18 protein-coding genes and 3 pseudogenes are annotated in these 18,674 nt (G+C 71.7%); 13 read left to right on the top strand and 8 right to left on the bottom strand.

What is annotated here, in order from left to right; genetic code table 11:
* Positions 1-49: 49 nt before the first annotated feature.
* The 3 genes from ilvC to AB0M16_RS02795 all read left to right on the top strand — a co-directional run bounded on the left by ilvC (position 50) and on the right by AB0M16_RS02795 (position 3,550).
* Positions 50-1,051, top strand: a complete 1,002-nt coding sequence (gene ilvC / locus AB0M16_RS02805) for a ketol-acid reductoisomerase (RefSeq protein ID WP_365338012.1) — start codon at positions 50-52, stop codon at positions 1,049-1,051.
* A gap of 235 nt (positions 1,052-1,286) precedes the next feature.
* The gene (gene serA, locus AB0M16_RS02800; protein WP_365338010.1) at positions 1,287-2,876 is read left to right on the top strand and encodes a phosphoglycerate dehydrogenase; all 1,590 of its coding nucleotides are present in this window, start codon (positions 1,287-1,289) and stop codon (positions 2,874-2,876) included.
* A 98-nt stretch (positions 2,877-2,974) separates the two neighbouring features.
* Entirely contained in the window at positions 2,975-3,550 is a 576-nt protein-coding gene (locus AB0M16_RS02795; protein ID WP_365338008.1) for a TetR/AcrR family transcriptional regulator, read from the top strand.
* Here AB0M16_RS02795 and AB0M16_RS02790 read toward each other — a convergent pair.
* Together AB0M16_RS02790 and AB0M16_RS02785 are read right to left on the bottom strand one after the other, a co-directional pair.
* Positions 3,522-4,514 carry an NAD(P)-dependent alcohol dehydrogenase gene (locus tag AB0M16_RS02790; RefSeq protein ID WP_365338006.1) on the bottom strand — a complete coding sequence of 331 codons (993 nt, stop codon included), beginning with the start codon at positions 4,512-4,514 and terminating at the stop codon, positions 3,522-3,524. The two genes, AB0M16_RS02795 and AB0M16_RS02790, sit on opposite strands and share 29 nt — an antisense overlap.
* A gap of 126 nt (positions 4,515-4,640) precedes the next feature.
* Positions 4,641-5,864: a helix-turn-helix domain-containing protein gene (locus AB0M16_RS02785; RefSeq protein WP_365338004.1), complete on the bottom strand. Its 1,224-nt coding sequence runs from the start codon at positions 5,862-5,864 to the stop codon at positions 4,641-4,643.
* A 195-nt stretch (positions 5,865-6,059) separates the two neighbouring features.
* Here AB0M16_RS02785 and AB0M16_RS02780 point away from each other — a divergent pair, with 195 nt between their 5' ends.
* The 3 genes from AB0M16_RS02780 to AB0M16_RS02770 all read left to right on the top strand — a co-directional run bounded on the left by AB0M16_RS02780 (position 6,060) and on the right by AB0M16_RS02770 (position 9,035).
* Complete coding sequence (locus AB0M16_RS02780) at positions 6,060-6,986, top strand: proline dehydrogenase family protein (protein WP_365338002.1); 927 nt, start codon at positions 6,060-6,062, stop codon at positions 6,984-6,986.
* Between the two features lie 33 nt (positions 6,987-7,019).
* Entirely contained in the window at positions 7,020-8,651 is a 1,632-nt protein-coding gene (pruA, locus tag AB0M16_RS02775) for an L-glutamate gamma-semialdehyde dehydrogenase (protein ID WP_365338000.1), read from the top strand.
* 147 nt (positions 8,652-8,798) lie between these two features.
* Entirely contained in the window at positions 8,799-9,035 is a 237-nt protein-coding gene (locus AB0M16_RS02770; RefSeq protein WP_365337998.1) for a hypothetical protein, read from the top strand.
* Here AB0M16_RS02770 and AB0M16_RS02765 read toward each other — a convergent pair.
* The gene (locus AB0M16_RS02765) at positions 9,025-9,912 is read right to left on the bottom strand and encodes an alpha/beta fold hydrolase (protein WP_365337996.1); all 888 of its coding nucleotides are present in this window, start codon (positions 9,910-9,912) and stop codon (positions 9,025-9,027) included. The two genes, AB0M16_RS02770 and AB0M16_RS02765, sit on opposite strands and share 11 nt — an antisense overlap.
* A 129-nt stretch (positions 9,913-10,041) precedes the next feature.
* Between AB0M16_RS02765 and AB0M16_RS02760 the strand changes: the two genes are divergently transcribed.
* Complete coding sequence (locus tag AB0M16_RS02760; RefSeq protein ID WP_365338715.1) at positions 10,042-10,587, top strand: GNAT family N-acetyltransferase; 546 nt, start codon at positions 10,042-10,044, stop codon at positions 10,585-10,587.
* 18 nt (positions 10,588-10,605) lie between these two features.
* On the opposite strand, the gene AB0M16_RS02755 is transcribed toward AB0M16_RS02760, so the two are convergent.
* The gene (locus AB0M16_RS02755; protein ID WP_365337994.1) at positions 10,606-11,343 is read right to left on the bottom strand and encodes a hypothetical protein; all 738 of its coding nucleotides are present in this window, start codon (positions 11,341-11,343) and stop codon (positions 10,606-10,608) included.
* Complete coding sequence (locus AB0M16_RS02750; RefSeq protein ID WP_365337993.1) at positions 11,340-11,681, bottom strand: helix-turn-helix transcriptional regulator; 342 nt, start codon at positions 11,679-11,681, stop codon at positions 11,340-11,342. Before AB0M16_RS02750 ends, AB0M16_RS02755 begins: the two co-directional genes overlap by 4 nt.
* Before the next feature lie 141 nt (positions 11,682-11,822).
* Here AB0M16_RS02750 and AB0M16_RS02745 point away from each other — a divergent pair.
* Both AB0M16_RS02745 and AB0M16_RS02740 read left to right on the top strand, forming a co-directional pair.
* A pseudogene (locus AB0M16_RS02745) lies at positions 11,823-12,071 on the top strand (LysR family transcriptional regulator); the annotation flags it as partial.
* 182 nt (positions 12,072-12,253) lie between these two features.
* Complete coding sequence (locus AB0M16_RS02740; protein ID WP_365337991.1) at positions 12,254-12,385, top strand: hypothetical protein; 132 nt, start codon at positions 12,254-12,256, stop codon at positions 12,383-12,385.
* Between the two features lie 57 nt (positions 12,386-12,442).
* Here the strand turns inward: AB0M16_RS02740 and AB0M16_RS02735 are convergent, their stop codons facing one another.
* Complete coding sequence (locus AB0M16_RS02735; RefSeq protein ID WP_365337989.1) at positions 12,443-13,249, bottom strand: class I SAM-dependent methyltransferase; 807 nt, start codon at positions 13,247-13,249, stop codon at positions 12,443-12,445.
* 98 nt (positions 13,250-13,347) lie between these two features.
* On the opposite strand from AB0M16_RS02735, the gene AB0M16_RS02730 reads away from it, so the two are divergent.
* The gene (locus AB0M16_RS02730; RefSeq protein ID WP_365337987.1) at positions 13,348-14,388 is read left to right on the top strand and encodes a 3-isopropylmalate dehydrogenase; all 1,041 of its coding nucleotides are present in this window, start codon (positions 13,348-13,350) and stop codon (positions 14,386-14,388) included.
* Positions 14,389-14,639: 251 nt separating this feature from the next.
* On the top strand, positions 14,640-15,731 hold the full coding sequence (locus tag AB0M16_RS02725; protein WP_365337985.1) for a branched-chain amino acid aminotransferase: 1,092 nt from the start codon (positions 14,640-14,642) through the stop codon (positions 15,729-15,731).
* Positions 15,732-15,756: 25 nt separating this feature from the next.
* Here the strand turns inward: AB0M16_RS02725 and AB0M16_RS02720 are convergent, their stop codons facing one another.
* Positions 15,757-17,190, bottom strand: a complete 1,434-nt coding sequence (locus AB0M16_RS02720) for a cytosine permease (protein WP_365337983.1) — start codon at positions 17,188-17,190, stop codon at positions 15,757-15,759.
* Between the two features lie 161 nt (positions 17,191-17,351).
* Here AB0M16_RS02720 and AB0M16_RS02715 point away from each other — a divergent pair.
* A pseudogene (locus AB0M16_RS02715) lies at positions 17,352-17,471 on the top strand (urease subunit gamma); the annotation flags it as partial.
* A gap of 41 nt (positions 17,472-17,512) precedes the next feature.
* Complete coding sequence (locus AB0M16_RS02710) at positions 17,513-18,532, top strand: agmatine deiminase family protein (protein WP_365337981.1); 1,020 nt, start codon at positions 17,513-17,515, stop codon at positions 18,530-18,532.
* A 2-nt stretch (positions 18,533-18,534) separates the two neighbouring features.
* Here AB0M16_RS02710 and AB0M16_RS02705 read toward each other — a convergent pair.
* Positions 18,535-18,674: pseudogene (locus AB0M16_RS02705) on the bottom strand (DUF5682 family protein); the annotation flags it as partial.

The raw sequence follows: 18,674 nt of genomic DNA, 5'->3' as shown, positions 1-18,674 counted from the left end.
CACCCCGCCGTACGGTGGGAGCAACACCAGCACCTCAAGGAGATTCCCAGTGGCCGAGCTGTTCTACGACGACGACGCCGACCTGTCCATCATCCAGGGCCGCAAGGTCGCGGTGATCGGATACGGCAGCCAGGGCCACGCCCACGCGCTGTCGCTCCGTGACTCGGGTGTCGACGTCCGCGTCGGTCTGCACGAGGGCTCCAAGTCCAAGGCCAAGGCCGAGGAGCAGGGCCTGCGCGTGGTGACCCCGGCCGAGGCCGCCGCCGAGGCCGACGTCATCATGATCCTGATCCCGGACCCGATCCAGGCCCAGGTCTACGAGGCGTCGATCGCCCCGAACCTGAAGGACGGCGACGCGCTGTTCTTCGCCCACGGCTTCAACGTGCGCTTCGGCTTCATCAAGCCCCCGGCCGGCGTCGACGTCGCCCTGGTCGCCCCGAAGGGCCCGGGCCACCTGGTCCGCCGCCAGTACGAGGAGGGCCGCGGCGTCCCCGCGATCGCCGCCGTCGAGCAGGACGCGACCGGCAACGCCTTCGCCCTGGCCCTGTCCTACGCCAAGGCCATCGGCGGCACCCGCGCCGGCGTCATCAAGACGACCTTCACCGAGGAGACCGAGACCGACCTCTTCGGCGAGCAGGCCGTGCTGTGCGGTGGCGCCAGCGCCCTCGTCAAGGCCGGCTTCGAGACCCTGGTCGAGGCCGGTTACCAGCCGGAGATCGCCTACTTCGAGTGCCTCCACGAGCTGAAGCTGATCGTGGACCTCATGTACGAGGGCGGCCTGGAGAAGATGCGCTGGTCCGTCTCCGAGACCGCCGAGTGGGGCGACTACATCACCGGCCCGCGCATCATCACGGACGCCACCAAGGCCGAGATGAAGAAGGTCCTCACCGACATCCAGGACGGCACCTTCGCCAAGAACTGGATGGACGAGTACCACGGCGGTCTGAAGAAGTACAACGAGTACAAGACCCAGGACGAGAAGCACCTCCTGGAGACCACCGGCAAGGAGCTGCGCAAGCTCATGAGCTGGGTGAACGACGAGGAGGCGTAAGCCTCTGGGCACGGGGCCGGACATGCTGTCCGGCCCCGTGCCACTTCCTTGGACACCCCGTCCAACCACGGACGGGTGATCCTTCCAACGAGGCGTACGACGCAGGTCGACGCACCACTAGACTGCTCAACAACATCGCGTCTGGCCCACAGCGTCGTGCGCTTTCACGCGGCAAGCCCCCTCCACCGCTGCGGCCGTCGGGACGGCCGTCCGCACTGCCTTTGTGAGGACTCACGTGAGCTCGAAACCTGTCGTACTCATCGCTGAAGAGCTGTCGCCCGCCACCGTCGACGCGCTGGGACCGGACTTCGAGATCCGGCACTGCAACGGCGCCGACCGCGCCGAGCTGCTCCCCGCGATCGCCGATGTCGACGCCATCCTGATCCGCTCCGCGACCAAGGTCGACGCGGAGGCCATCGCCGCCGCCAAGAAGCTCCGGGTCGTCGCCCGCGCCGGTGTCGGCCTCGACAACGTGGACGTCTCCGCCGCCACCAAGGCCGGCGTGATGGTCGTGAACGCCCCGACCTCCAACATCGTCACCGCCGCAGAGCTCGCGTGCGGTCTCCTCGTCGCCACCGCGCGCAACATCCCGCAGGCCAACACCGCGCTGAAGAACGGCGAGTGGAAGCGCTCGAAGTACACCGGCGTCGAGCTCAGCGAGAAGACCCTCGGTGTCGTCGGCCTCGGCCGCATCGGCGTCCTGGTCGCCCAGCGCATGTCCGCCTTCGGCATGAAGATCGTCGCGTACGACCCCTACGTGCAGCCCGCCCGCGCCGCCCAGATGGGGGTGAAGCTGCTGGCCCTGGACGAGCTTCTGGAGGTCGCCGACTTCATCACCGTCCACCTGCCCAAGACGCCGGAGACCCTCGGTCTCATCGGCGACGAGGCGCTGCACAAGGTCAAGCCCTCGGTCCGGATCGTCAACGCCGCGCGCGGCGGCATCGTGGACGAGGCGGCGCTGTACTCGGCGCTCAAGGAGGGCCGGGTCGCCGGCGCGGGCCTCGACGTGTACGCCAAGGAGCCCTGCACGGACTCCCCGCTCTTCGAGCTCGACGAGGTCGTGTGCACCCCGCACCTGGGCGCCTCCACGGACGAGGCCCAGGAGAAGGCGGGCATCGCGGTGGCCCGTTCGGTGCGCCTGGCGCTCGCGGGCGAGCTGGTCCCGGACGCGGTCAACGTCCAGGGCGGCGTCATCGCCGAGGACGTGAAGCCGGGTCTGCCGCTGGCCGAGAAGCTCGGCCGGATCTTCACGGCGCTGGCCGGCGAGGTCGCGGCCCGGCTCGACGTCGAGGTGTACGGCGAGATCACCCAGCACGACGTGAAGGTGCTCGAACTCTCCGCGCTCAAGGGCGTGTTCGAGGACGTCGTCGACGAGACCGTGTCGTACGTCAACGCTCCGCTGTTCGCGCAGGAGCGCGGTGTCGAGGTGCGCCTGACCACGAGCTCCGAGTCGCCCGACCACCGCAACGTGGTCACCGTGCGCGGCACGCTCGCGAGCGGCCAGGAGGTCTCGGTCTCCGGCACGCTGGCGGGCCCGAAGCACCTGCAGAAGATCGTCGCGGTCGGGGACTACGACGTGGACCTGGCGCTCGCCGAGCACATGGTGGTGCTGCGCTACGAGGACCGTCCGGGTGTCGTCGGCACGGTCGGCCGGATCCTCGGCGAGGCCGGTCTGAACATCGCGGGCATGCAGGTCTCCCGTACGGAGGAGGGCGGCGAGGCGCTGGTCGTGCTCACCGTCGACGACACGGTCCCGGCGAACGTGCTCTCCGAGATCGCGGAGGAGATCGGCGCGACCTCGGCGCGCTCGGTCAACCTGGTCTGATCGCGGCGGTCATTCCGACCGCCTGTCGCACCGCTTCGTACCCGCCCTCTAGACGTACGTCTTAGACAAGCGTCTAGGTGGCGGGTACAGTGCTGTCCATGGGACACAAGGAAGATCTGCTCGACGGCGCCAAGCGCTGCCTCCTGGAGAAGGGCTACGCCCGGACGACCGCCCGTGACGTGGTGGCCGCCTCCGGGACCAACCTGGCCTCCATCGGCTACCACTACGGCTCCAAGGACGCCCTGCTCCAGCAGGCCTTCCTCGCGCTGACCGAGGAGTGGGGCGAGCGGGTCGGCGGGGCGGACGTCGAGGCCGCGCAGCTCCCCGCCGATCCGTACGAGCGCTTCCGCGCCGTCTGGGAGCGCCTGATCGGCGCCGCCGATGCCAGCCGTCCGGTCTGGAAGCTCCAGACCGAGGTCGTCACCCGTCTCGACGACGACGAGAAGCTCCGCGAGGCGATCAAGGAGCCGCAGCGGGAGGGTCGGCTCGGCATGGCCGAGGGCATGCTCGGCATCGACCCGGAGGCGGAGCCCGAGAAGGCGCGCGTCGCCGGGCTGCTCGTCCAGGCCCTCGCCACCGGGGTCATGATCCAGTGGGTGGTCGACCCGGAGACCGCGCCCAGCGCCGACGACCTCACGGCGGGACTCAAGGTCCTGATGGGGGAGGAGAGCTGATCACCACCTTGGCGCGCGGGTGATCGCCCTCGACGTACCGCAAGGCCCGGTCCGCCTCGGCCAGCGGATAGGTCCGCTCGACCACCGGGGCGATCCGGCCCTCCTCGGCGAGCTCCCGCAGCGCCGCCAGGTTCTCCGCCCGGGGCTTCGCCGTGAGCACCCGGACCCGGCCGCCGGTGAACAGCGAGGCCAGCTGCCCCTGGATGATCAGCCCCATGGGCCCGACCAGGCTGCCGCCCTCGAAGGCGCCCCCGCCGGACAGCACGAGCCTTCCCCCCGGGGCGAGCACCCGCCGGTACTCGGCCAGGGACCTGTTGCCCACGAGGTCGAGGAGAAGGTCGTACCGCTCCGGCCCCTGGGTGAAGTCCTCCCGCGTGTAGTCGAGGACGCGGTCCGCGCCGAGACCCCGGACCAGTTCCACGTTCCGCGTGCTGCACACCCCGGTCACCTCGGCGCCGTACGCCTTCGCGATCTGCACGGCGAACGTGCCCACGCCCCCCGACGCGCCGTTGACCAGCACCTTCTGGCCCTGCCTCAGCCGGCCCAGATCACGCACCCCCATCAGCGCGGTGTTGCCCGCGAGCGGGATCGCCGCCGCCTGCTCGTAGCTCAGGCCGGAGGGTCTTCGTTCCACCGCGTCCTGCGCCGCGCACACGTACTCGGCGAAGGAGCCGGCGGCCTCCCCGAACACCTCGTCGCCCGGCCGGAACCGGCTCACGCCCGCGCCGACCGCCGTCACCACCCCGGCGAAGTCCCGCCCCCTGACCCGCTCCCTGGGGCGCCGCAGTCCCAGCGCCAGGCGCGCCACGTACGGGTCACCCCGCATCAGATGCCAGTCCGCCGCGTTGACCGAGGCCGCGTGCACCCGCACGAGCACCTCGTGCTCCCCGGGCACCGGCACGTCGACCTCCCGGAACTCCAGCACGTCCGCCGATCCGTACCGGTCCTGCACCCACGCCTTCATCGCACCGCCCTCCGACCGCCCGGACCACCGACTCCCCTCGACGGTAGAGGTCCTGACATGCCGTGGGATATCGGGGACACCCCTCAGGCTTCCCCGAATGCCCCCTAAGGGGTCACGCCGCGGCGGTCACAGCCTCGCCGCCTTCAGTGCCATGTGGAGCAGCAGCCGGTCCTCGCCCGCGTCCAGGTCGAGGCCGGTGAGCTGTTCGACGCGGGAGAGGCGGTAGTAGAGGGTCTGGCGGTGGATTCCGAGGGCCGTCGCCGTGCGGCCCGCCTGGCCCGCGTGGTCCAGGAACACCTCGGCCGTGCGGGCCAGTTCGGCGTGCGCCGGCGCGAGCAGGGCGCGGACCACCGGGTCCGGTTCGGCCGGCGGCAGCGCGGTGAGCATGCGGTACGGGCCGATGGCCGCCCACTCGGCGAGCGGGCCCAGGTGCGGCTGCGCGGTCGCCGCCCGCGCCGCCGAGACGGCCTCGCGCCAGGACACGTCCAGATCCGCGAGCCCGCGGCGCGGGGCCGCGATTCCGGCGACCGCCCCCGGCCCCGCCGTACCGCGCAGCCGGCCGGCCGCGGTGCCGGCGGGGGCGGGGTTGTCGGCCGACCGCAGCCGCACGAGCGCGGCGAGCGCCCGCGTCGCCCCGCCCTCGTCGGCGCCGGAGGGGCCCGCCGCCCCCGCCGCGTACGCCGTCCCCGCGCCCGGTGCCCCCGTCAGCCCGGCCCCCGGCCGGCTCCACGGCAGCGTGCACAGGGCCGACGCGCCCGGGACCGTGCGCGGGGACGGGGAGTCCTCGGCCGGCCAGGGGGCGAGGCAGACCAGGGCGTGGAGGCCTTCGGCGTCCGGGCCGAGCGCGGTGCGCAGGGCGGCCACGGCCATGTCGTACTGCCAGCCGCGTTCCGCGGTCAGGGTGGCGCGCAGCTCCCGGGAGAGGTCCGCCCCGGCGCGCTCCTCGTCGGCCAGGAGGTCGCCGATCCGGGCGGCGACCTCCATGGCGGCGGTCAGTTGCGCGTGCGAGGGGCCCGGCTCGGCGTCGAGCAGCCACACGTAGCCGAGGACGACACCCCGATGGCGTACGGGCAGGCAGATCCGGTCGCGGAAGACACCGGCGTCCGGGGCGGCCGGGATGCGGACGGGGCCGGTCGCCCGGGTGATGCCGAAGCCCTCGAACCAGGCGCGGACCGCCGGGGTCGACTTCCTGGTGAGGATCGACCGGGTGCGGACCGGATCCATGGCGCTGTCGTCCTCGCTGTCGTGGGCGCCGAAGGCGATCAGGCCGAAGTCGCGGTTCTCCAGGGTCGCCGGGGCGCCGAGCAGCGCCGAGATCTCGTCCACCAGGTCCTGGTAATCGCCCTTCACGGCGCCCATTCTCGCACCGCCGGGCGCTCTCTTCAGACAGATGTCTGAGGGCGGAGCCACGGATGCGTGACAGCTGTAGATGGCGGACGATCGGAGCGATCCTTAGGTTTCACGGTGGTTCTTCGTGCTGTTCCCGATCGGTTACGGAAATACGGGTACGGCACCTTTCGTCACCCTGCCCTCTGGAGGTGCCCCGTGCTGGGTCCCGTGATCCTCGCCGCGTCGCGCAGCGACAAGATGCGCCGTTTCGTGTCGGCCGCCCCCGGGACCAAGCAGGTCGTGGCTCGCTTCATCGCCGGCGAGACGGTGAACGACGTCGTCCCGATCGTGCAGGACCTGGCGGCCCGCGGCCTGGAGGTCACCCTCGACGTGGTCGGTGAGGACATCACCACCGTCGAGCAGTCCCACGCCGCCCGTGACGCCTACCTGGAGCTGATCGGACGCCTCAAGGAGCTGGGCCTGGGCGCCCGCGCCGAGATGTCCGTCAAGCTGTCGATGTTCGGCCAGTCCCTGGAGAACGGCCACGAGCTGGCCCTCGCCAACGTCCGCCCGGTCGTCGCGGCCGCCGCCGAGATCGGCACGACCGTCACCCTGGACGCCGAGGACCACACCACCCTCGACTCGATGTTCGCCATCCACGAGGAGCTGCGGAAGGACTTCCCGCAGACCGGCTGCGTCATCCAGGCCTACCTCTTCCGCACCGAGGACGACGCCCGCCGCCTCGCCGCCAACGGCTCGCGCGTGCGCATCGTGAAGGGCGCCTACAAGGAGCCCGCCTCGGTCGCCATCCAGGACAAGCCCGAGATCGACAAGGCCTACGTCCGGATCATGAAGATCCTCATGGAGGGCGAGGGCTACCCGATGATCGGGTCCCACGACCCCCGGCTCATCTCCGTCGGCCAGGAGCTCGCCCGCCGCGCCGGGCGCAAGCTGGACGAGTACGAGTTCCAGATGCTGTACGGCATCCGCACCGAGGAGCAGAACCGGCTCGCGGCCGAGGGCCACCGGATGCGCGTCTACACGGCGTACGGCACCGACTGGTACGGCTACTTCATGCGCCGCCTCGCGGAGAAGCCGGCCAACCTCCTCTTCTTCGTCCGCTCCATCCTCACCAAGGGCTGAGCCCCACACCCCTCCGAAGGAGTTCCGAGACTCATGGACGCTGTGACCCAGGTCCCCACTCCCGTCAACGAGCCGGTGCACGGCTACGCCCCCGGCTCCCCCGAGCGCGCCCGCCTCGAGGTCAAGCTCAAGGAGCTGGCCGACAACCCGCGCGAGCTGCCGATGACCATCGGCGGCGTGAAGCGCATGGGCGGCGGCGAGCGCGTCGACGTCGTGCAGCCGCACAACCACAAGGCCGTCATCGGCACCTTCGCCGGCGCCACCCAGCAGGACGCCCAGGACGCCATCGACGCCGCCCTGGCCGCAGCCCCGGCCTGGCGCGCGATGTCCTTCGACGACCGCGCCGCGATCATCCTGCGCGCCGCCGAGCTGCTCGCCGGCCCGTGGCGCGAGACGCTGGCCGCCTCCACCATGCTCGGCCAGTCCAAGACCGCCCAGCAGGCCGAGATCGACACCCCGTGCGAGCTCGTCGACTTCTGGCGCTTCAACGTGGCCTACGCCCGCCAGATCCTCGCCGAGCAGCCGCCGGCGAACTCCCCGGGTGTGTGGAACCGTCTGGACCACCGCCCGCTGGAGGGCTTCGTCTACGCGATCACGCCGTTCAACTTCACGGCCATCGCGGGCAACCTGCCCACCGCCCCCGCCCTCATGGGCAACGTGGTGGTCTGGAAGCCGTCCCCGACCCAGACCCACTCCGCGGTGCTCCTCATGGAGCTCCTGGAGGAGGCCGGCCTGCCGAAGGGCGTCATCAACCTGGTGACCGGCGACGGCATCGCCGTCTCCGAGGTGGCCCTGAACCACCGCGACCTGGCCGGCATCCACTTCACCGGCTCGACCAAGACCTTCCAGCACCTGTGGAAGACGGTCGGCAACAACATCGAGTCGTACCGCTCCTACCCGCGGATCGTCGGCGAGACCGGCGGCAAGGACTTCGTCGTCGCGCACCCGAGCGCCGACCGCGCCGTCCTGAAGACCGCGCTGACCCGCGGCTCCTTCGAGTTCCAGGGCCAGAAGTGCTCCGCGTCCTCGCGTGCGTACGTCCCGGCCTCCATCTGGAACGACGGCTTCAAGGAGGAGTTCGCGGCCGAGGTCGACGGCATCAAGATGGGCGACGTCACCGACCTGTCGAACTTCATCGGCGCCGTCATCGACGACCGCTCCTTCGCGAAGAACAAGGCCGCCATCGACCGTGCGAAGGCCGACGCCTCCTGCACGATCGTCGCCGGCGGCACGTACGACGACTCGGAGGGCTACTTCGTCCGTCCGACAGTCATCGAGTGCACCGACCCGGAGAACGAGGTCTTCACGACCGAGTACTTCGGCCCGATCCTCGCCGTGTACGTCTACGACGACGCGAAGTACGACGAGATGCTGACCCAGATGGAGTCGGTCTCGGACTACGCGCTCACCGGCTCGGTCATCGCGGGCGACCGCGCCGCCGCCGCGTACACCATGGAGAAGCTGCGCTTCGCGGCCGGCAACTTCTACATCAACGACAAGTCGACCGGCGCCGTCGTCGGCCAGCAGCCCTTCGGCGGCGGCCGTGCCTCCGGCACCAACGACAAGGCCGGCGCCCCGCAGAACCTGATGCGCTGGACGCTGACCCGCGCCATCAAGGAGACGCTGGTCCCGCCGACCGAGTACGGCTACCCGCACATGGGCTGACGCCTCCCGCCGCTTCCTGGGCGGCCCCCGAACACCGCCCCCTTCCTCGGTCCCCCAACCGAGGTCGGGGGCGGTTTCCATGGGCGGGCCCACGGGGGCGGGCTTAGGCTGCTGGGGAGGGGGACCGGCTCGGCGAGGAGGTACGGCATGCCTGGTTCGACGACCCTCGGCCCGGGACACGGGGTCGACGCGATCGACCATCCCGACGCTCAGCGGATGACGGCCGTGATGCGGGAGCTGCACCGGCTGCTCGTCACCACGGGACCCGAGCGGCTCACGCACGCGCAGGTCACCGCCCTGTGCGGGGGCGACGCGCACTCGCGCATGGAGTTCACCGCCTGGGTGGAGCGCGCGGCCCACGAGCTGGAGCGGGCTACGAGCTGACCGGGACGCGCCGCGCGAGGAAGTCCGCGATCAGCGACGCGATCTGCGGCGCGTGGGTCTCCAGGGCGAAGTGCCCGGTCGGCAGGAGGTGGACCTCGGCGTCCGGCAGGTCGCGGCGGAAGGCCTCGGCGCCGGCCGGGACGAAGACCTGGTCGCCCTCGCCCCAGACGGCGAGGAGCGGCACCCGGCTGGTGCGGAAGTACTCCTGGAAGGCGGGGTACAGGGCGAAGTTGGCGTCATAGTCGGCGATCAGGCCGAGCTGGATCTCGTCCTGGCCCTCGCGGGCCATCAGGGCCGCGTCGCGCTCCCACGCGTCGGGGTCGAGCAGGTCGCGGTACTCGGCGGGCACGCCGGTCTCGTACTGCCACCGGATGCCGTCGAGGGAGCGGATGCCGCGGACCGGCGCCTCGGTCTGGGGGGTGCGCTCGGCGATCAGGGCGAGGACCGGGGCCCAGGCGTCGGCGCCGAGGCCGTCGAGGTACGCGTTGCCGTTCTGGGAGACGATCGCGGTGATCCGCTCCGGGTGGGCGAGCGCGAGACGCAGGCCGATCGGGGCACCGTAGTCCTGGATGTAGAGGGCGAACCGGTCGAGGCCGAGCGCCTCGGTGAATTCCGAGGTCAGTGCGGCCAGTTCGGCGAAGGTGTACGAGAAGTCGGCGGCGTCCGGTGCGGCGCTGCGGCCGAAGCCCAGGTGGTCGGGGGCGATCAGCCGGTAGCGGTCGGCGAGCCGCGGGATCAGGTCGCGGAACATGCGCGAGCTGGTCGGGAAGCCGTGCAGGAGGAGCAGGACGGGGGCGTCGGCGGGGCCGGCCTCCCGGTAGAAGATCTCGTGGCCGCGGACGGTGACGGTGCGGTGGTGGATCGGCAGCACGGACATCTCTCTAACCCCTCATTGCTGGATGACTGGTTACTAGGAGAGTCAATCGCGTCTCCTCTAACCTGTCAATGACTTTTTGAAGGTTAGAAGGTCCGTCCGGTGCGGGTCGTGCGGGAGACTGGCGGCGTGATCGGAGACGCCCGGGTGCGGACCGCGCCCACCCACGACCTCGGCCCCGACCGGCTGCGCGCCGTGCGCGCGATGCTCGACGCCGCCTTCGAGGGCGACTTCGCCGACGAGGACTGGGACCACGGCCTCGGCGGCCTGCACGCCTGGATCGAGGACGACTCCGGGATCGCCGCCCACGGAAGCCTCGTCATGCGGCGCGTCCTGCACCGGGGCCGCTCCTACCGCGTCGGGTACGTCGAAGCCGTCGCCGTCCGTGCCGAGCTGCGCCGGCAGGGCCTCGGCGGCCGGATCATGGCCGAGCTGGAGCGTGCCGTCGACGGCGCGTACGCCTTCGGGGCCCTGTCCGCCTCCGACGCCGGCGCCGCCCTCTACCGGGCGCGCGGCTGGAGTCCGTGGCGCGGGCGGATCGAGACGCTCAGCCCGGACGGCATCGTCCGCCTGCCCGACGAGGAGGACTCCACCTACCTCCGGCCGGCCGCCGGGCGCCCGCTGCCGGACCCCGCCGACCCGCTCGTCTTCGACTGGCGGGACGGCGACGTGATGTGACCCTCCGCCGGCCCCGCGTCAGGACGTGGGGCCGGTGCGGGGCGCCGCCCCCGTCCGGGGTCGCGTGGACTCCAGGTGCGCGGTGTACACCCCCGAGACCATCGAACCCAGCGCCAGGGTGATCGCGAGGCCCCCCATGCCCATGACCCCGATGAAGAAGGCGCCGGTCGACGCGAGCACCAGCGCCGTCCACGCCGCCAGCACCACCTTGCCCCGGCGGCTCAGGAACAGCCACCGGCCGGGCGTCTCGGGCAGGGCGTCCAGTGCCGCGGCCGGGCCCGCCGTCGCCGCCCGGGGGCGCTTGAAGTAGCCGTACACCAGCCATTCCCCGCACAGCTCCCAGCCCTCGGGCGAGAGCTCGCCGAGCACCCGGGCCCGCCGCCGGCCCGCGATCACCTCGCGGCGGTACTCCCAGCGCAGCGCCGCGCCGGGCGCCCGTCGGCAGACGAACCGGCCGAGCGGGTCCAGCGATTCGACCTCCCAGCCCTGGTCGCCGTGGACCGCGAGCATCCGCCGGTCGTTGAAGAGGTCGGCGGTCCAGGTCCAGTGCTCCGCCGCCGCGCCCGGCCCCTCCGGCTCGGGGGCGAGCCCGCCCAGCGAGGCCGCGAACCGGGCGGCCGGACCGAACTCCTCCTCCGGGGCGGTGCCCGTCTCCGCCACGTGTCCGCGCAGGTCGGCGACGGTCGCGGCGATCTGCTCCTCCGGCACGCCCGTGGCGCGCAGGGCGGCGGTCAGGTCGTCGAAGTACGCGGTCATGAAGTGCTTCCCCCTGCGTGCAGCTTGCGTCGTACGGCCCGGTGGAACTCCGTCCAGGCCTCGCTCTCGGCCGCGAGATGCGTCCGGCCCGGCTCGGTGAGCCGGTAGTAGCGCCGCCCGGGGCCGCGTTCGGCGGCCCGGAACTCGGCCTCGACCAGTCCCGCCTCCTCCAGGCGGTTCAGCACCGGATACAGCGTCCCGCCCTTGATCTCGCCCAGGCCCGCCTCGGCGAGCGACTTGGCGATCTCGTACCCGTAACTCTCGCCGTCGGTCAGGCAGGAGAGGACGAGCAGGTCGAGGACTCCCTTGAGCCAGCTGGGGCGACGGTCTGCGGCCATGGCGGCATTCCATCACTACCTAGGTAGGAATGCAATCTAGGTAGTCGACTGGGTGCCGTGGCTCACCGGCTGGGCGTGGCTCACCGGCTGGGTGCCGTGGCCCGCCGGCCGGCCCAGGCCCTGCCGGGCCCCGGCATCTTCGTGCCCTCGATGGTGAGCAGTGCCTTCGGGAGGGCCGTGATGCCGGAACTGTCGCTGATCGGAGCACCGCCCTCGGTGCAGATCACCGATCTCGGACCGGACCGCCCGAGCCGGTCGGTGGGCTATGTCACCGCCCCTGAGCCGGCGAAATCCCTCGCCGTCCGGGCTCTGATCCGCGAGCTGCGCGGCCGGGCGGGATGGTCGCCGTCTCAGATAGTAGGAAGTCCGAGTAATTGTGGAGACAGATGAGGCTCCCTGCCCTAGCTTTGTAGAAGCCGAACGTCCCGCTCCATCGAGCGTAGGCGGACGCGAGCGCGACGCCCCTAGGCAGGCAACCCCTGCGGCGGCGCTCCCCGCCCCTTCCGGCGCCTTCGATCACCACTGATCTCCGCACATCCGGATCACCACTGATCTCAAGGAGTCGATCCCTCATGGCCGCTCAGACCGCCCGTCGCGTCCGCCACTCCTCCACCCGCCCCAGCGACGACGCCCGCAAGAACGCCGCCGCCGCCCTCCAGCGCGCCCTCGACCGCCGCGACAACGGCGGCGCCACCGGTCACTGACCGGCGCGCCGGCACCGCCGTCAGGCGTCCGCGGGTCTCCGCACCCCCGCGGACCCGTCACCGTCCCGGTTTCCGCGCCTCGATCAGGGTCCGCGCCGAGTGCGCCACGAACGGGCCCCGCTCGCGGATCCGCGCGTCCAGCGTGCGCAGGCGCGACAGCTGCCCGTCCACCGTGAAGCCGGGCACGATCCAGATCACCTTGCGCAGGAACCAGATCACGGCCCCCACGTCGTGGAACTCCATCCGCAGCCGCTCCGACCGCAGGTCGACGACGTCCAGGCCCGCGGCGCGGGCCGCCGCGCCCTCGTCGTCGGGGTGCCGCAGCCGGGCCGCCTCCGGCTGCGGTCCCAGGAAGTACTCGACGAGCTCCCACACGCTGGCCGGACCCACGTGCTGGGCGAGGTACGTGCCGCCCGGGCGCAGCACCCGGGCGATCTCGGCCCACCACACGGTCGCCGGATGGCGGCTCGTCACCAGGTCGAACGCCGCGTCGCCGAACGGCAGCGGCGGTTCGTCCGGGTCGGCCACCACCACGACCCCGCGCGGGTGCAGCAGCTCCGTGGCCCGTGCGACGTTCGGCGGCCAGGACTCGGTGGCCGCCGCCGTCGGCGGCAGCACCGGCACGCCCGCGAGCACCTCGCCGCCCCCGGTCTGGACGTCCAGGGATGCTCCGGCCGTGGCGAGCCGTTCGCCGATCAGGCGCTGATATCCCCAGGATGGGCGCTCCTCGGTCGCCCGCCCGTCCAGCCAGGAGAAGTCCCAGCCGTCCACCGACGCCCAGGAGGCCTCCGCCACGAGTTCCTCGAACGACCGGGTGCCTCCGGTGTCTCCGACGTCTCCGGTGTCCCGCGGGGTGTGCGTCATGACTCCATCATCGACGGCGCGCCTCCCCCCGAGCAGGAGGATCGTCCGCATCCTGGACATGATGTGTCAGACGATGGGACGAAGAGTAGGGTGCCGACATGTCTCACAGCATCGATCTCGCAGTCATCCCCGGCGACGGCATCGGCCAGGAGGTCGTGGCGCAGGGCCTCAAGGTCCTCGCGGCCGCCCTTCCCCAGGATGTGAAGCTGGAGACGAAGGAGTACGACTTCGGCGCCAAGCGCTACCACGCGACCGGTGAGACGCTCACCGACGCCGACCTCGACGCCCTCAAGCAGCACGACGCGATCCTGCTCGGCGCGATCGGCGACCCGTCGGTCCCGTCCGGCGTCCTGGAGCGGGGCTTCCTCCTGAAGCTGCGCTTCGCCTTCGACCACCACGTCAACCTGCGCCCCTCCAAGCTGCTCCCCGGCGTCGCGACCCCGCTCGCCGGCCAGCCGGAGATCGACTTCGTCGTCGTCCGCGAGGGCACCGAGGGTCCGTACACCGGCAACGGCGGCACCATCCGCAAGGGCACCGAACACGAGGTCGCCACCGAGGTCTCCGTCAACACGGCCTACGGTGTCGAGCGCGTGGTCCGGGACGCCTTCGCCCGCGCCCAGGCGCGCCCCCGCAAGAAGCTGACGCTGGTCCACAAGAACAACGTGCTGACCTTCGCGGGCCACCTCTGGACCAACATCTTCACCAAGGTCGCGGCCGAGTTCCCCGAGGTCACGACCGACTACCTGCACGTCGACGCCGCGACGATCTTCCTCGTCACCGACCCGGCCCGGTTCGACGTCATCGTCACCGACAACCTCTTCGGCGACATCATCACCGACCTCGCCGCGGCCGTCTCCGGCGGCATCGGCGTCGCCGCCTCGGGCAACATCAACCCGAGCGGCGAGTTCCCGTCCATGTTCGAGCCGGTCCACGGATCCGCGCCGGACATCGCGGGCCAGGGCAAGGCCGACCCGACGGCCACCGTGCTCTCCGTCGCCCTCCTCCTGCGTCACCTCGGCCACGAGGCCGAGGCCGCCCGGATCGAGGCGGCCGTCGCCGCCGACCTCACCGAGCGGGGTGACAGCGTCCGCACGACGGACGAGATCGGCGACGCGCTCGCGGTACGCGTAGCGAGCTGACCCGCCGCTGAACTCCCACCCAGCCGCCGGGTCGCGACAAGCACCCGGCGGCTGTACCTATGCGGTCGCCGGGTGCCACCATCGAACCCTTGGACCGCGTACACACCGTTTCCGTGCACCGGCCCCCACGAGCGATAATCGAACGTGGGGCCGCGGCATGCGGGAAAGCTCGGACGTCCTAGCAGTACTGCGTGACTGCGGAGCGGCGTGAGCGCGGTCCGACACACACAACCGGTGAAGGACAAGCACTCATGACGACGCCCACCATCGAGCTCAAGCCCTCCTCCAGCCCGCTGTCCGACGCGGAGCGCGAGGCGATCCTGGCCAACCCGGGGTTCGGCCGGCACTTCACCGACCACATGGTCACCATCCGCTGGACGGAGGGCCGCGGCTGGCACGACGGCCAGCTCGTGCCGTACGGCCCGCTCTCCCTCGACCCGGCGACGAACGTCCTGCACTACGCCCAGGAGATCTTCGAGGGCCTGAAGGCCTACCGCCGCCCCGACGGTTCCGTCGCCAGCTTCCGTCCCGATGCCAACGCCCGTCGCTTCCAGCGCTCCGCGCACCGGCTCGGCATGCCCGAGCTGCCGGTCGAGACCTTCGTCGAGGCCTGTGACGTGCTGGTCCGGCAGGACGAGGCGTGGGTCCCGGAGCACGGCGGCGAGGCCTCGCTCTACCTGCGCCCGTTCATGATCGCGACCGAGGTCGGCCTGGGCGTCCGCCCGGCCAACGAGTACCTGTTCGTGGTCATCGCCTCCCCGGCCGGCCCGTACTTCCCGGGCGGCGTGAAGCCCGTCTCCATCTGGGCCTCCGAGGACCGCGTCCGCGCCGTCCCCGGCGGCATGGGCGACGCCAAGACCGGGGGCAACTACGCGGCCTCCCTGCTCGCGCAGGCCGAGGCGGCGGCGAAGGGCTGCGACCAGGTCTGCTACCTCGACGCGGTCGAGCACAAGTGGGTCGAGGAACTCGGCGGCATGAACCTGTACTTCGTGTACGGCAACAAGATCGTCACCCCGACGCTGAGCGGCTCCATCCTGGAGGGCATCACGCGCGACTCCCTCCTCCAGGTGGCGGGGGACCTCGGTTACGAGTCCGAGGAGGCCCGCGTCTCCATCGACCAGTGGCAGGCCGACACGGAGAACGGCACCCTCACCGAGGTCTTCGCCTGCGGCACCGCCGCCGTCATCACCCCCGTCGGCACGGTGAAGTCGGCCCGCGGCGAGTGGCAGCAGTCGGGCGGCGAGCCCGGCGAGGTCACCATGAAGCTGCGCGAGGCCCTGCTCGCCATCCAGACCGGGAAGTCCGAGGACGTCCACGGCTGGATGCACGAGCTGGGCAAGTAAGGCCTGAGGCCAGGGACTTACGGGGTCACGACTCCGAGTCCACCAGGGCGCCCGGGACGGTCACCGTCCCGGGCGTCTCCGTCTGCCGGGCGGGCGTGAGCACCGCGTACAGCACACCGCCGACGATCCCGGACAGCACGAAACTGCAGTCGATCCCGCCGGTCAGCGCGAGCAGCGGGCCCTCGTAGAGCGGGGTCGACACGCCGGCGAGGCCGACGGCGGCGCCGATCGCCCAGGAGGCGGTGGCGCGCGGGTGCCAGCCGGCCGAGTACCAGTAGACGCCGCCGCGCGAGCGCCGGTTGTAGACCTGGAGCGCCTCGGCGTCGTACGCGCCGCGGCAGCGCCGGTGTCCGATCAGGGTGATGACCGCCCAGGGCGTGCCGATCGCGGTGAGCAGCAGCACGAACGAGGTCATGGCGGTCTGCGCGTCCGAGGCGAAGTGGCCGAGGAAGACGAAGGCGGTGGCCACCGCCGCCACGACAAGGGTGGCGCGGGCGCGGGTCGCCCTGGGCAGGATCGCGTCGAGGTCGAGGCCCATCGAGTACAGCATCAGACCGGCGTTGCCGACCGAGCCGGCGGTCGCGGCGAGCAGCAGCGGCACCAGGTACCAGGCGGGCGAGGCCGCGACGAGGGGACCGGCGTAGTCGGCGCCGCCGCGGGCCGCGAGGGCCGTGACCGTACCGAAGAGCTGCGGGACGAGGAGGCCGACGAGCAGGCCCAGACAGGTGGCGCGCCAGATCTTCCTCGGGCTGTGCCGCTCGGGCGAGATGTAGCGGGTGTAGTCGCCGAGCAGGGTGATGAAGGCGACCGGTCCGCTGAGTCCGGCTGCGACCGCGGAGAGCAGCCAGGTCGGCCAGAACGAGCCCAGCAGGTACGGGGTGTCGGGCACCGCGGCGGTGGTGAAGTCCCCGGCGTAGGCGACGAGTCCGATGGCGAGCAGCACGGTCATGCCGATCGCGAGCGCCTGGCTCAGCTTGAGCAGCAGCCGGTAGCCGTAGACGGCGCCGACCACGGTCAGGGCGGCGAGCAGCGCGTACACGGCGGCGTGCGTCGCTCCGCCGGTGGGCAGCCCGACCAGGCGCTCCAGGGTGCCGACCATCACGTCGCCGCCGATCCACAGGGTCAGCGCCGTGTAGCCGAGGGAGAGCAGCAGTCCGACCACCGAGCCGACCAGTCGGCCCCGTACGCCGAAGAAGGCGCCGGAGGAGGTGGACAGGTTGGTGGCGGTGCGCAGCGAGACGAGCGCGAGCGGGGCGGTGACGGCCACGCCGACCAGGGTGCCGACGACGACGGAGGTCACCGAGGCCCAGAGCCCGAGTCCGAAGGAGACCGGGAGCCAGCCGAAGACGATCACGCCGAGGCAGAGGTTGGAGCCGAGCAGGATCGAGACGAGGTCCCGGGGTCCGCTGGTGCGTTCCTCCTCGGGGATGGTGTCGACTCCGCGCTGTTCTATCGCCATGGGGACTCCCTGGGGGACGGGGGGTGGGGCGGGCGGGGGAGTGGGGGGTTTAGAGCGGTGCTCAATGTCAGCCAATGTGACTCATCGCAGACGGCCACGTCAATGCTTGGAAGATGCCGCACGAACATTTAGAGTGTCACTCAAACAGGAGGTGCACGGACGTGCGACTGACTCCCACGGAACGTGACCGGCTGCCGATCTTCGGTGCCGCCGAGCCGGCCCGCGCCCGCCCGGCCAGGGGCCTGCGGCTCGACGTGCCGGAGGCGACCGGGCTCATCGCTCAACCGCCTCTACTTCCCCTGATTCGCTAGGACCCGTGATCATGACGCACCGCATGCCCGCCGAGTGGACCCCGCACGAGCGCACCTGGATGGCCTGGCCCAGCCCCAACCCCACCTTCACCAACCCGGAGGAGCTGGCCGAGGCCCGCGCCGCCTGGGCGTCCGTGGCCCGCGCCGTCCGCCGCTTCGAGCCCGTGACGGTGGTCGTCGCCCCCGGCGACGCCGACTCCGCCCGCGCCCTCCTCGGCGAGGACGTCGAGCTGGTCGAGCGCGAACTCGACGACGCCTGGATGCGCGACATCGGCCCCACCTTCGTGAAGGACGAGGAGGGCCGGCTCGCCGCCGTGGACTGGGTCTTCAACGGCTGGGGCGCGCAGGACTGGGCCCGCTGGGAGCACGACTCCAAGATCGCCTGCCACGTGGCGGACGCGGCCGGCGTCCCGGTGGTGAGCAGCCCGCTCGTCAACGAGGGCGGCGCCATCCACGTCGACGGCGAGGGCACGGTCCTGCTCACGGACACCGTGCAGCTCGGTGCGGGCCGCAACCCCGAGTGGAGCCGCCAGGAGGTCGAGGCGGAGATCCACGCCAGGCTCGGCACCACCAAGGCGATCTGGCTCCCGCACGGCCTGGCCGGCGACTACGGCCTCTACGGCACCCAGGGCCACGTCGACATCGTCGCCGCCTTCGCCCGCCCCGGCACCGTCCTGGTGCACAGTCAGCAGAACCCCCAGCACCCCGACTACGAGCGCTCCCGCCTCTACGTCGACCTCCTGCGCGGCCAGACCGACGCGCAGGGCCGTCCCCTGGAGGTCATCGAGGTCCCGGCCCCCACCGTCCTGAAGGACGAGGAGGGCGACTGGGTCGACTACTCGTACATCAACCACTACCTCTGCAACGGCGGTGTGGTCCTGTGCGCCTTCGACGACCCGCACGACGAGGTCGCCGCGGAGATCTTCCGCCGCCTGTTCCCGGAGCGGGAGGTCGTCCTGGTGGACGCCCGGACCATCTTCGCGGGCGGCGGCGGCATCCACTGCATCACCCAGCAGCAGCCGGCGGTCTGATACGGACCGGCGGCCCCGTCCCGGCTCCGGGCCCCGTCCCGGCTCCGGGCCGGCAGGTCGATGTAGCGGACCTCGGCGCCGTGCGCGAGGGCCCAGCGGATGGCGACCCACTCGGGCGAGAACGCGGCCATCGGCCAGAACG

Origin of the sequence: Streptomyces sp. NPDC051921 (assembly GCF_040680975.1) — a bacterium.
GTDB lineage: Bacteria > Actinomycetota > Actinomycetes > Streptomycetales > Streptomycetaceae > Streptomyces.
Note: the sequence above shows the minus strand (reverse complement) of the source record. Positions and strands in the feature narration are given on the sequence as shown.

Excerpts from the sequence above, each read along its gene's own strand:
- AB0M16_RS02795 (WP_365338008.1), top strand. The coding sequence starts at position 2,975 with ATGGGACACAAGGAAGATCTGCTCGACGGCGCCAAGCGCTGCCTCCTG.
- AB0M16_RS02790 (WP_365338006.1), bottom strand. The coding sequence starts at position 4,514 with ATGAAGGCGTGGGTGCAGGACCGGTACGGATCGGCGGACGTGCTGGAG.
- pruA (WP_365338000.1), top strand. The coding sequence starts at position 7,020 with ATGGACGCTGTGACCCAGGTCCCCACTCCCGTCAACGAGCCGGTGCAC.
- AB0M16_RS02770 (WP_365337998.1), top strand. The coding sequence starts at position 8,799 with ATGCCTGGTTCGACGACCCTCGGCCCGGGACACGGGGTCGACGCGATC.
- AB0M16_RS02765 (WP_365337996.1), bottom strand. The coding sequence starts at position 9,912 with ATGTCCGTGCTGCCGATCCACCACCGCACCGTCACCGTCCGCGGCCAC.
- AB0M16_RS02755 (WP_365337994.1), bottom strand. The coding sequence starts at position 11,343 with ATGACCGCGTACTTCGACGACCTGACCGCCGCCCTGCGCGCCACGGGC.
- AB0M16_RS02750 (WP_365337993.1), bottom strand. The coding sequence starts at position 11,681 with ATGGCCGCAGACCGTCGCCCCAGCTGGCTCAAGGGAGTCCTCGACCTG.
- AB0M16_RS02740 (WP_365337991.1), top strand. The coding sequence starts at position 12,254 with ATGGCCGCTCAGACCGCCCGTCGCGTCCGCCACTCCTCCACCCGCCCC.
- AB0M16_RS02735 (WP_365337989.1), bottom strand. The coding sequence starts at position 13,249 with ATGACGCACACCCCGCGGGACACCGGAGACGTCGGAGACACCGGAGGC.
- AB0M16_RS02730 (WP_365337987.1), top strand. The coding sequence starts at position 13,348 with ATGTCTCACAGCATCGATCTCGCAGTCATCCCCGGCGACGGCATCGGC.
- AB0M16_RS02725 (WP_365337985.1), top strand. The coding sequence starts at position 14,640 with ATGACGACGCCCACCATCGAGCTCAAGCCCTCCTCCAGCCCGCTGTCC.
- AB0M16_RS02720 (WP_365337983.1), bottom strand. The coding sequence starts at position 17,190 with ATGGCGATAGAACAGCGCGGAGTCGACACCATCCCCGAGGAGGAACGC.
- AB0M16_RS02710 (WP_365337981.1), top strand. The coding sequence starts at position 17,513 with ATGACGCACCGCATGCCCGCCGAGTGGACCCCGCACGAGCGCACCTGG.